Annotated in this window: 10 protein-coding genes and 1 tRNA gene; 2 read left to right on the top strand and 9 right to left on the bottom strand. The window is 72.6% G+C overall.

Features of this window, described 5'->3' with window-relative positions; translation table 11 throughout:
• Positions 1 to 18 precede the first annotated feature (18 nt).
• From ACZ7LE_RS07540 to ACZ7LE_RS07505, 8 genes are all read right to left on the bottom strand, one after another.
• A complete protein-coding gene (locus ACZ7LE_RS07540) occupies positions 19 to 861 on the bottom strand; it encodes a hypothetical protein (protein ID WP_470402669.1) in 843 nt (280 codons plus the stop codon).
• Positions 862 to 1,026: 165 nt separating this feature from the next.
• A complete protein-coding gene (locus tag ACZ7LE_RS07535; protein ID WP_470402668.1) occupies positions 1,027 to 1,980 on the bottom strand; it encodes a phosphotransferase in 954 nt (317 codons plus the stop codon).
• A gap of 250 nt (positions 1,981 to 2,230) precedes the next feature.
• Positions 2,231 to 3,913, bottom strand: coding sequence for an energy-dependent translational throttle protein EttA (gene ettA, locus ACZ7LE_RS07530; RefSeq protein WP_470402667.1), 1,683 nt, complete (start codon positions 3,911 to 3,913; stop codon positions 2,231 to 2,233).
• A gap of 126 nt (positions 3,914 to 4,039) precedes the next feature.
• Positions 4,040 to 4,582, bottom strand: coding sequence for a single-stranded DNA-binding protein (locus ACZ7LE_RS07525; protein WP_470402666.1), 543 nt, complete (start codon positions 4,580 to 4,582; stop codon positions 4,040 to 4,042).
• A gap of 52 nt (positions 4,583 to 4,634) precedes the next feature.
• Positions 4,635 to 6,215: a GTP-binding protein gene (locus ACZ7LE_RS07520; RefSeq protein ID WP_470402665.1), complete on the bottom strand. Its 1,581-nt coding sequence runs from the start codon at positions 6,213 to 6,215 to the stop codon at positions 4,635 to 4,637.
• A complete protein-coding gene (locus tag ACZ7LE_RS07515; RefSeq protein WP_470402664.1) occupies positions 6,212 to 7,891 on the bottom strand; it encodes a GTPase in 1,680 nt (559 codons plus the stop codon). Before ACZ7LE_RS07515 ends, ACZ7LE_RS07520 begins: the two co-directional genes overlap by 4 nt.
• 121 nt (positions 7,892 to 8,012) lie before the next feature.
• Positions 8,013 to 8,086, bottom strand: a tRNA-Arg gene (locus tag ACZ7LE_RS07510).
• Positions 8,087 to 8,142: 56 nt separating this feature from the next.
• Entirely contained in the window at positions 8,143 to 8,307 is a 165-nt protein-coding gene (locus ACZ7LE_RS07505; RefSeq protein WP_470402663.1) for a hypothetical protein, read from the bottom strand.
• 174 nt (positions 8,308 to 8,481) lie between these two features.
• Here ACZ7LE_RS07505 and ACZ7LE_RS07500 point away from each other — a divergent pair, with 174 nt between their 5' ends.
• The gene (locus ACZ7LE_RS07500) at positions 8,482 to 9,615 is read left to right on the top strand and encodes a winged helix DNA-binding domain-containing protein (RefSeq protein ID WP_470402662.1); all 1,134 of its coding nucleotides are present in this window, start codon (positions 8,482 to 8,484) and stop codon (positions 9,613 to 9,615) included.
• Between the two features lie 3 nt (positions 9,616 to 9,618).
• Here the strand turns inward: ACZ7LE_RS07500 and ACZ7LE_RS07495 are convergent, their stop codons facing one another.
• The gene (locus ACZ7LE_RS07495) at positions 9,619 to 10,434 is read right to left on the bottom strand and encodes a helix-turn-helix domain-containing protein (protein ID WP_470402661.1); all 816 of its coding nucleotides are present in this window, start codon (positions 10,432 to 10,434) and stop codon (positions 9,619 to 9,621) included.
• Positions 10,435 to 10,522: 88 nt separating this feature from the next.
• Between ACZ7LE_RS07495 and ACZ7LE_RS07490 the strand changes: the two genes are divergently transcribed.
• Positions 10,523 to 10,957 carry a nuclear transport factor 2 family protein gene (locus tag ACZ7LE_RS07490; protein WP_470402660.1) on the top strand — a complete coding sequence of 145 codons (435 nt, stop codon included), beginning with the start codon at positions 10,523 to 10,525 and terminating at the stop codon, positions 10,955 to 10,957.
• Positions 10,958 to 10,997: the final 40 nt, after the last annotated feature.

The following is a 10,997-nucleotide window of genomic DNA, read 5'->3' as shown; positions in this document are numbered from 1 at the left end:
GGCAACCGGGTGAAGACGTCAGCCGCCGAGGCGCGAGCGCAGCCAGTCGAGGGCGGCGTGGGCCACCTCGCGCTGCACGGAGCGGCCGTGCGGCACGCCCGGCTCCGGCGGCCGCATCGACTCGAGCACCAGGGCACCGGCGACCACGGTCACGGCGCAGGTCAGTGCCTCGGGGTCGACGTCGGGCAGGGGGTGCCGGTCGAGCACCACGCCGGGCGGCGGAGCGCCGTCGACCCGCAGGTGCGGCAGCAGCAGCACGACGTCGAGGAAGGACGCGCCGTGGGACGGCATGAACCAGTCGACGGCGTGCGCGCTGGTCGCGTCCCAGCCGTGGTCGGTGATCAGGATCGACTCCCGGCGCAGCGCGCCGTGCACCAGGTTCTTGCCGGACATCGCCTCGCCGGCGTAGCGGGCGATGTCCGCGAGGTGGTCGACCTTGTCGGACAGCCACGGCGTGAAGGCCGTCAGGCCGGCGGGGCGCATCGCCGCGATCGTGGCCCAGGCGCCCACGTCGATCAGGTCGAGCGCGTCGGGCAGGTCGGGGGGCGCCTCGGTCGAGCCGATCTGGATGGCGAGCTCGACCGCCGCGGCGAGGTCGCCGTCGTCCCAGGGGTCGTGGGGCGGCCGGATGGGCTCGTTCCGGTAGCCGAGCACCACCCAGCGGCCGGCCCCGGGCAGCACCTCGTCGACGTACCACTCGCGTTCCAGGCTCGGCACGTCGTCGGGCAGCGTGGCCAGCGACGCCGCCTCCGCGGCCATCCGGTCCTGGGTCAGCGGGGCCTCCGGCCCCACCGCCCGCACGATCGAGCGGGCCGACGCCGTCTGCAGCACCTCGAGCGGGGCCAGATCCGTGCCGCTCATGGGGGCCGAGCCGATCACGCGTCCCCCCATGGACTCGCTGACTCGAGAACGGACAGACGGGGGTAGATCGGACCAAGCCGGTCGCCGCACAGCGCTCATGGCCGGAGTGTGCCGAACTGCGCTTTCACCCGCAAACCACAGCACGTGTTGCAGGAACGGCGTGGATCAGAAACCGAGCCTGGTCTGCAGCCACTGCACGGCCGCGCGGGCCAGCCGGTGCTGGTAGGCGCGCAGCTCCGGCATGTCCGTGGGCGGCGTGTCCATCGAGGACTTCACGTAGTGGCCGGCGAGCACCGCGATCCAGCAGGTGACGGCGTCCCGCTCCGTGCCGGGCGGCAGCCCGTAGCGGCGCAGCGTGGCCTCCGGCGGCGGACCGTCGTTGGCGCGGACGTGCAGCAGCATCGAGACCAGGTCGAGGTACGGCGCCCCGACGCTGCCGCGGATCCAGTCGGTGACCAGCGGCTTCTCGCCCAGCCGGGCGGGCAGCAGCACGTTCTGCACGCGCAGGGTGCCGTGCTGCAGGCTCGTGCCGGCGATCGCGTCCGGGGCGTGCGCCACGATCTCCGCGAGGCCCTCCAGGCGGTTGGCGAGCCACGGCGAGTGGTGGGCGAGCCCGGCGGGCCGCTTGTCCGCGAGGTACTCCCACGAGTCCGTGGGGAAGACCTTCTCCTCGGGCAGGAACATCGGGTCGTCCGGCGCCTCGAACTCCCCGATCCCCCGGACCACCTTGACCATGGTCGCGACGTCCTCGTCGGGCCAGGTGGGGTCGATCGGGCGCACGTTGGACTTCATCGCGTAGCCGACGGCGACCCACCTGCCGAGGTTGGGCAGCACGTCGTCGAGCGACCAGAGGAGCTCCGGGTGCGGCGCCGCGGCGGGCAGCAGCGGCGACAGCGCGATCTCCTGCCGCAGGAAGTTCAGCGGTCCCGGCTGCTCGGTGCCGATCGCCTTGACGAAGACGTGGCCCTTCGTCGTCTGCACCTGGAAGCGCGCGCCGGGGAGGATCCCGGAGTCGTCCGGCTGCTTGGCGGCAATCACACGGGCGCCGAGCAGATCGGTGATGCGGTCTCGCAGCAGGGGCGGAAGCTCGCGCCATCCGGGCCGTAGGGCAGGGCTCACTGCGGCATCCTGTCGAAGATGCCTACTGACAGCAAGGAACATACGCGAAATTCGCCCGTTATGCGGGCGCGGGGGCTCACCTTTGAGGCCCGGGTTTCTTCGCTTTGAGCGGGCTCAAAGCGAAGAAACCCGGGCCTCAAAAGGGATGGGGCGGGCGTCTCGTCAGTCGCGGGGCCGGTCTCGCGGCTTCCTCGGGGCAGGCGGGGTGGGCGGCCTCGTTCCTCGGCCGCCCACCCCGCCTGCCGCGTCGTCAGTCGCGGGTCAGCTTGCGGTACGTGACCCGGTGCGGGCGCGCGGCGTCGGCACCCAGGCGCTCGACCTTGTTGGCCTCGTACGACTCGAAGTTGCCCTCGAACCAGTACCAGTTCGACGGGTTCTCCTCGGTGCCCTCGTAGGCCAGGATGTGCGTCGCCACTCGGTCGAGGAACCACCGGTCGTGCGAGACGACGACGGCGCAGCCGGGGAACTCCAGCAGGGCGTTCTCCAGCGAGCCGAGGGTCTCGACGTCGAGGTCGTTGGTGGGCTCGTCGAGCAGCAGCAGGTTGCCGCCCTGCTTGAGCGTCAGCGCCAGGTTGAGGCGGTTGCGCTCACCACCGGACAGCACGCCCGCGGGCTTCTGCTGGTCCGGGCCCTTGAACCCGAACGAGGCCACGTAGGCCCGCGACGGGATCTCGACATTGCCGACCTTGATGAAGTCGAGCCCGTCGGACACGACCTCCCACAGCGTCTTCTTCGGGTCGATGCCGCCGCGCGACTGGTCGACGTAGGAGATCGAGACGGTCTCGCCGACCTTCAGCTCACCGCCGTCGAGCGGCTCGAGGCCCACGATGGTCTTGAACAGCGTGGTCTTGCCGACGCCGTTCGGGCCGATGACGCCGACGATGCCGTTGCGCGGCAGCGTGAACGACAGGCCGTCGATGAGCACACGGTCGTCGAAGCCCTTCTTGAGGTTCGTGGCCTCCAGCACCAGCGAGCCCATGCGCGGGCCCGCAGGGATCTGGATCTCCTCGAAGTCGAGCTTCCTGGTGCGCTCCGCCTCGGCCGCCATCTCCTCGTAGCGGGCCAGACGGGCCTTGGACTTGGTCTGCCGGCCCTTGGCGTTGGACCGCACCCACTCCAGCTCCTCCTTGAGGCGCTTGGAGAGCTTGGCGTCCTTCTTGCCCTGGACCTCCAGGCGCGCCTGCTTCTTCTCGAGGTAGGTCGAGTAGTTGCCCTCGTACGGGTAGAGGCGGCCGCGGTCGACCTCGCAGATCCACTCCGCGACGTGGTCGAGGAAGTACCGGTCGTGGGTCACGGCGAGCACGGCGCCCGCGTAGGACGCGAGATGCTGCTCGAGCCACAGCACGGACTCGGCGTCGAGGTGGTTGGTCGGCTCGTCCAGGAGGAGCAGGTCGGGCTTCTCCAGGAGCAGCTTGCACAGCGCGACACGGCGGCGCTCACCACCGGAGAGCAGCGTCACGTCGGCGTCCGGCGGCGGGCAGCGCAGGGCGTCCATCGCCTGCTCGAGCTGCGAGTCGAGGTCCCACGCGTCGGCCGCGTCGATGTCCTCCTGCAGCGTGCCCATCTCGGCCAGCAGCGCGTCGAAGTCGGCGTCGGGCTGCGCCATGAGCTCCGAGATCTCGTCGAACCGCGCCTTCTTGGCCAAGATCTCGCCGACGGCCTCCTGGACGTTGCCGAGGACCGTCTTCTCCTCGTTCAGCGGCGGCTCCTGCTGCAGGATGCCCACGGTGTAGCCGGGCGACAGGCGCGCGTCGCCGTTGCTGGGCGTGTCCAGCCCGGCCATGATCTTGAGGATCGTGGACTTGCCGGCGCCGTTCGGGCCGACGACACCGATCTTGGCGCCGGGCAGGAAGTTCAGCGACACGTCATCGAGGATGACCTTGTCGCCGTGCGCCTTACGCGCCTTGTACATGGAGTAGATGTATTCAGCCACTGCCTGTGTTCCACCGTTCACAGAAGGTACGTCGGATGGGTGCGCTCACGCGGAGCGGGTGCCGGGGGCGTCCGCACAGGAGATGCCACCGGCACCCGCGGACCGCTGAGCACGACTGGGACCAGCCTACGCGGTCACGAGCTCCCGCTGCCCGACGCCGGCCCCGTCGCCCTGGTCTTCCTCGTCACCCCCGGGACCCGGCAGGTCGACGCCGAACGGGTCGGTCTCGCCCGCCCGCGCCGCGACCAGCCCGGCGGCGTCCGGAAGCTCCGCCACGTCGCTCTCACCGCGGGAACCGGGCACCGGCTCGTGGTGCACGAGCCGCGAGTACTCGACCTTGCCCCGGGTCGCGTCCACGCCGACGCCGGTCGCGGCGATCACGAGGCCGCTGCGCTGCTCGCCCTCCGGGCCCTCCCACTCGTCCATCTCGAGCCGGCCCGTGACGACCACCGGGTCACCCTTGCGCACCGACCGGACCAGGTTCACCGCCGCCGTCCGCCACGCCTTCACCGTGAACCACAGCGTCGTGCCGTCGGTCCACTCGCCGGCGTCGTTCATGTACCGGCGCGTGCTCGCCACGCGGAACATGGCGAACGGCCTGCCCTTGCCCGTGTGCAGCACCGGGGAGTTGCCGGCGAAGCCGGAGACAGTCACCGTGACGTCGTTCATGGAGCCCTCCTGGGTTTCCGGACCGGCCCTCGCGGCCGGTCCGTACCCAGCATCAGGCGCGGACGGAGCGCAGGTCGGTCAGTCCGAAGTCACCTGTTGACGAAACCCGGATCTGGCTGCCTGTGGTCGCGTTCTCTTCCACACGAAGCGGTATCGAGGGTCCGTCGTCGCGCGCGCTCTGTGCGAGCTCGCGCACCGCGCGGTGCTCGTCGAGCAGGCGCTGGGTGGGCACGCCGAGGGTCTGGCGCAGCACCCGCTCGAGCGCGGCGCGGCCCGACGCGATGACGGCCTGCGCCCGGCGCGCGGCCAGCGCGCGGCGCATCTGCATAGCCACGAGGAACACCACGAGCGCCGCGACCGCGGCCACCACGGCGGCGACCCCGAGCACGGTGGTCCAGGTGTCGCCCACGGGCAGCATCCCCGTCGAGGCCAGCACCGTGCAGATCCCGAGCAGCACCGCGAGCAGCACCGCCCCGAGCGCCAGGCGGCGGGTGAGCGGCTGCGTCGTCGGGCCGCGGGTGTCCAGGGTGACGCCCTGCAGCGCCGTCGACACCGCACTCGTGACGTCGCGGGCGCTCGCCACGCTCTCGGCGAGCGAGCGCTGCCAGCCGGGCTTGAGCGACTCCCCGGAACCGGTGAGCCAGCGCGAGCGGGACAGCGCGATCGAGTCCGGGTCCGGGTTGCGGAACTCGGGCGAGCCGTAGCCGTTGCGCACCGCGGCGCCGACCTGCGCCGCGACGGACTCCAGGCCGGCCGCCCGCGCGAGGGCGTCGATCTCGCGTTCGAGGACGGTGTCGATGTGCCACGGCACCTCGGCCGGGGTCTGGCCGAGCAGCAGGGTCGCGGCGGCGTCCAGCTCGCCCGCGGCGCGCCCGGCGGAGACCGACCGGCGGGCCACCGTCTGCTCCAGGAGCCCACGCAGGTCGTCGATGCCGATGTCCGTCTTGCTCGACGCCGCGATGACCGGCACGTTGTCGAGGCCGTCGTCACGCAGCAGGCGCTTCACGTCGTTGACCAGGTTGTCGCGCTGGCCCACGGGCACCGTGTCGATCTGGTTGAGCACCACCACGGTGGAGGCCCGCATGCCGGACGAGTCACGCAGGTAGCCGGTGTGCAGGGCGTCGTCGGCGTACTTCTGCGGGTCCACGACCCAGACCAGCAGGTCGACCAGGGGCAGCACCTTGTCCACGACGTCGCGGTGGGCGGGCGCGACCGAGTCGTGGTCGGGCAGGTCCAGCAGCACGAGGCCGCTCAGGGCGGCCTCGTCGGCCGAGTCGAGCTCGCCGGCCCGGGTGATGCGGCGCTCCCGCTCCACGCCGAGCCAGTCCAGCAGCGTGGCGGCGTCGTCGCTCCACGAGCAGGCGGTGACCTTGGCGGTGGTGGGGCGCTTGACGCCGACGTCGGCGAAGGTGAGGCGGGAGATCTTGTTGAACGTGCTCGACTTGCCCGACCCGGTGCCGCCGGCGAGCGCCACCACCGTGTGGTCCACGCCGAGGGCGAGCCGTTCGCGCACCCCGGCCACCGAGCTGGCGACCTTGCCGAAGACCGTGTCGTCGAGGCGGGATCCGGCGATCTGGAGGGCTCGGCCGAGGTCCTCGGTCCGAGCGCCGAGGGTCGCGTCGTGGCTCGTCATGTCAGCCTCCTGAGCTCGGCCAGCCGCACGCGGAGCGGAGCGGCCGCGTCGTCGGCTAGCGCGGGGACGTCAAGGGCACTCTGGACAGAACGGGCCTCTTCCGCAACCGCTAGCGCGACCTGGTCGGCAAGTTCGCCCTGCAGCTCCTCGATCGAGTCCCCCGCGCTGTCGCCGAGCACGCGGTCGACGAGCGCCAGGGAGTCCTCGTTGCCGAGCGCCGCGGCCTGCAGGAGCGTTGCGAGCCCGGCGTCGCCGAACGCCTTGCGGGCGCCCGTCGCGCGGGCCACCGCCTCGGCGTCGGACGTCGCGGGGTCGGCGTCCGCCATGCGGCCGACCACGTCGTCGGCCAGGCGGGACCAGGCCGCGGCCGCCTTCTGTCCCCAGGCGAGGCGCTCCTTGGCGCGGCTCGACGCGGACGGGAGGATCGTCTCGCCGGCGGGCGGCGCGCCGGGCCCGGCCAGGGCGCCGCGCAGGCTCTCCTCGGTGCGCACGCCGGCGGCCACGAACGCGCGGGTCGCGGTGGCCTCGACCTCCTCGCGCAGCCGGAGCAGGGCCGTCTCGCGGGCCTTCCCGGCGCGCTTGGTGGTCCGCGCGATGCCGTCGCGGACCGTGACCCGGGAGATGTGGTCGGTGCTGGCGATCTCGGCGAACCGTGCGGCGACCGTGCCCTCGCCCGACGTCCCCGACAGGACGGCGGTACGCGCGGCGAGCTGCGCGTCCGGGACGACGGCCTGGACGGCGTTGCGCAGGTCGAACGCGGCGGTGCCCTGCTGCTCCACCGCGGTGACGAGCCCCGTCACCCAGTCCGGGAGGGCGCCGATCGCGCCCTTGAGGGTGCGCAGGATGACGGTGCGCGAGCGCTCGGGGCCGGCCATCAGGTTGAGCCAGCGCTGGATGGGCGCCACGAGCTTGGCGTCGAGCAGCCCCTCGTGCGGTCCGACGTCGGGCACGATGAACAGCGGGACGTCCTTCATCCCGCGCTCCTTCATGCGGGTGTTGAGGTCGGCGCGGATCGTCGTCAGGTTCTCCTTGGGCACCCGGTTGAGCACCATGGCCACGCTCGCGCCGCGCTCCTTGGCGCGGTCGAGCGCCTGCCACGGGAGCGCGTCGCCGTAGCGGGCGGCCGTGGTGACGAAGAGCCAGAGGTCGGCCGCCTCCAGCAGCTGGTGGGCCGTCGAGCGGTTCTCCTTGAGGAGCGAGTCGAGGTCAGGCGCGTCCATCAGCGCGGTGCCGCGCGGCACGCCCTCGTGCTTGACCAGCCGGGCGAGCTCGGTGACCGGCCCTGTGGTGAGCGTGTCGACGTCCCGGGGGTGCACGCCCACGACGGGTTCGCGGGTGGTGGGCCGCAGCACCCCGGCCTCGGACACCTCCTCGCCCAGGAGGCTGTTGAAGAGCGTGGACTTGCCGGCTCCCGTGGAGCCCGCGAGCACCACGACGGCGGGGCTGGAGAGCTCCGCGAGGCGCGGCAGCAGGTGCTCGTCGAGCTGGGCCAGGAGGCGTTCCCGGGACGCCTCGGCCTCCTCGGCGCCGTCGACGGGCAGGGGCAGGGTGGCCGCGGCGACGTCGCGGCGCAGGTCCTGCACGACGTCGTGCACCGTGAAGCCGAGCTGCTCCGCAACGTTCGGGTCCACACCACCCCGACGGCCGAGCACTGCGGAGCGTGTTCCTGGAGTCACGGCTTCATCCTGATAGGTCAAGATCGTTCTGCCAAGCCGTAGCGGCTGGTGGGTGTGCAGAAACAAGGGTTTTGTGCAGGCCGCCGGAGGGTGTCTCCGACGCCCGACGACAGCAGATCAGTGCCCCCGGCAGGATTCGAACCCGCGACCTAGTCATTAGAAGTGACCCGCTCTATCCAGCTGAGCTACGGAGGCAAGCGAGCCGAGTTTAGCCTAGGCCGGGCCGGTCTTGACCATGGCAAATAGCGGAGTCACGGGGAGGTCGGGGTGGACGGCGACGCCCCGGGCGCCAGCGACGCCGCCAGGAGGGCCACCGCGATGGTCAGCACGGAGACGCGCGTCACCCTGCCCGGTCGGGTCGGCTCGGGGCTGTCGGCGCCGGGTCCGTCGGCGGGGTTCCCTGGTGTCGAGGTCATGACTCGATCCCACCGGTCCGGGCCGGTACCCACCAGTGCGACCGCGTCACCGCTCCCCCGTGACATACCGCAGGCCGCGGCATGACACGGCGTCACTGGTGGGGCGGGCCGTGCCCGGGAGACAGTGCGGCGTCGGGCCCGGTGAGTGTCACAGGCGCGACGTACTCTTCCCGCATGCCCCCCGGAACCACGGACCTCGCCCCCGACGCCGCGCGCCGGCTGCGCCTGCGCACGCAGGGACTGGCAGTGCCCGCCGACGGGCCGAGCTCCGCGACCCCGGCCGACGTCGTCCGCCGGATGGTGGCCCTGCAGGGGCAGGACCTGCCCGCGGTGCTGCGCGCGATCGCCGTCCGGTCGCGGCCGGGCACCACGCTCGACGACGTGCGCGCCGGGTTCGACAGCGGTGAGCTGGTGCGCGGCTGGACCCAGCGCGGCACCCTCTTCGCGACCACGCCGTCAGACCTCGCCGCGCTCGTCTCGCTGACGGGTGAGCGCGTGACCCACCTGGGCCGACGGGTCCGCGAGGCGGAGGGGTTGGACGACGCGCTCGTCGACCGCGCCGAAAGCATCACCCGGGAGGCGCTGGCGGCGTCGGACGGGTTCACACGGACCGAGATGATCGACCTGTGGCAGCAGGCCGGGGTGCCCATCGAGGGGCAGCGGGGCTACCACCTGATCGTCACCCTGGCACTGCGCGGGGTGCTGCACTGGGGTCCGTTCGCGGGGGCGCAGCAGAAGATGGTGGCGTCGCCGGCCGCGGGCGGTGTCGCAGGCGGGCCGGCCGAGGGGCCCGACGCCGCCCTGCGCCGCATCGCCCGGTCCTACTTCGCGAGCCGCGGCCCCGCCACGGTGGACGACCTGGCCTGGTGGCTCGGCCTGCCCAAGACCCCCGTGCGCGCCGCCGTCGCCGCGCTGCGCGAGACCGAGCCGGACGCCGTCGCCGAGGTCACGGTCGACGGGCGAGTGATGCTCGTTGGCCGCGCGGCGGACGGGCCGGACGCGGGGATCGCGTTCGAGCGCGCGCCGGGGCTCACCGAACCCGGCGGTGTGCTGCTCGTGCCCGGCTTCGACGAGATCGTGCTGGGCTACCAGGACCGTGACCTGGTGGCGGACGCCGAGGCTATGCGGACCGTCGTCCCGTTCACCAACGGGATCTTCCGGCCGGCGGTGCTCCTGGACGGACGCCTGGTCGGCACCTGGCGCCGCGCGCCCAAGACCGGCGAGGCGCCGTACGAGCTCGTGCCGGGGATCGCGGGACCGGCCCGCACCGCCGTCGAGCAGGCGGTGGCGGCGTGGCCGCTGGGGTGAGGCTCAGCTCTCGGGGGCGGTCGGGGCGGCGACGGCGCCGCTCGTGAACCAGGCGGCGCTCTCGGCGTCGGCCGGGTAGTACGACTCGATCGCCACCTCGTCGAGCGTGATGTCCATCGGGGTGCCGAACGTGGTGATCGTCGAGAAGAGCCGCAGCTCCCGCCCGTCGATCCGGATGATCATGGGGATCACCACGTCCGACTCGGCCGCGATCGACCGGCCGGCGTCCGACAGGCCTCCGTCGTCGTCCCGGCCGGGCGCCAGCAGCTCCTCGTAGAGGGCGGTCAGCCCGGCGTCGGGCACGGTGGCGAGCTGGCGTCGCACCCGGGCGCGGAACACGGCCCGGACGTCGGCGAGGTTGACGACCAGCGGGGCGAGCCCGCGCGGGTCCAGGCCCAGGCGCACGAGATTGACCGGCGGGCGCAGCAGGTCGGGCGCGACCCCGGCGAAGAACCGGTCGACAGCCCGGTTGGTCATCAGGATGTTCCACCCGCGGTCGAAGACCAGCGCGGGGTAGGGCTCGTGTGCCCGCAGCACCCGCGCGACGGCGTCCCGGGCGGGCGCCAGGGCGTCGGTGCCGAGCGGACGCTCGTCGTACCGCGGCGCGAACCCGGCGGCGAGCAGCAGCCGGTTGCGGTCACGCAGCGGCACGTCGAGCTGCTCCGCGAGCCGCAGCACCATGTCGGCGCTCGGCCGGGACCTCCCGGTCTCCACCAGGCTGACGTGCCGCGCCGAGACGTCGGCGGCGATCGCGAGATCGAGCTGGCTGAGCCGACGGCGCTGCCGCCACTGCCGCAGCAGCTCGCCCACTGTTCCCATGGACGTCGAGTGTCGTGCACGGCGGGCCGGAGCGCCATGAACTCCGAGTTCATCGACAACCGTCGCGGCCGGGTCGAAGACTGCGGGCATGACGACACAGAACATGACGACAGAGGACACGCCGGCACCGGGCACGACCACGCCGGGCACCTCGACCGACAACACGAGCATCGTCACCGCCGCCTTCGCGGCCCTCACCGAGACCGGCGACGTCGACGCCGTCGGGCAGGCGCTGAGCGACGGCTTCGTCCACCACCGGCCCGACGGGATGTCGCGGAGCAAGACCGAGTGGCTCGCCGCCGTGCGCGGCTCGCTGGACCACGTCGACGGGATGGAGGTGACGGTCCTGCACGTGCTGGCCGACGGCGACCACGTGCTGCTGCACTCGCGGCGTCGACTCCCCGCCGGCCCGGAGATCACGGTGGTCGACATCATGCGGTTCGAGGACGGCCGCATCGCGGAAGCCTGGGAGCTCATCGAGCCGACGGCAGAAGCCCGAGCCCACCTGACCTGGTGGGCATGACGTGTTGACCACAGCAGTTGCTGCCAGGACCGGCCCCGGC

This window comes from Promicromonospora sp. NPDC110617, assembly GCF_055598465.1.
Note: the sequence above shows the minus strand (reverse complement) of the source record. Positions and strands in the feature narration are given on the sequence as shown.

Bases quoted from the DNA above. Each gene is read 5' to 3' on its own strand.
- ACZ7LE_RS07540 (WP_470402669.1), bottom strand. From the start codon at position 861: ATGAGCGGCACGGATCTGGCCCCGCTCGAGGTGCTGCAGACGGCGTCG.
- ACZ7LE_RS07525 (WP_470402666.1), bottom strand. From the start codon at position 4,582: ATGAACGACGTCACGGTGACTGTCTCCGGCTTCGCCGGCAACTCCCCG.
- ACZ7LE_RS07520 (WP_470402665.1), bottom strand. From the start codon at position 6,215: ATGACGAGCCACGACGCGACCCTCGGCGCTCGGACCGAGGACCTCGGC.
- ACZ7LE_RS07505 (WP_470402663.1), bottom strand. From the start codon at position 8,307: ATGACCTCGACACCAGGGAACCCCGCCGACGGACCCGGCGCCGACAGC.
- ACZ7LE_RS07500 (WP_470402662.1), top strand. From the start codon at position 8,482: ATGCCCCCCGGAACCACGGACCTCGCCCCCGACGCCGCGCGCCGGCTG.
- ACZ7LE_RS07495 (WP_470402661.1), bottom strand. From the start codon at position 10,434: ATGGGAACAGTGGGCGAGCTGCTGCGGCAGTGGCGGCAGCGCCGTCGG.
- ACZ7LE_RS07490 (WP_470402660.1), top strand. From the start codon at position 10,523: ATGACGACACAGAACATGACGACAGAGGACACGCCGGCACCGGGCACG.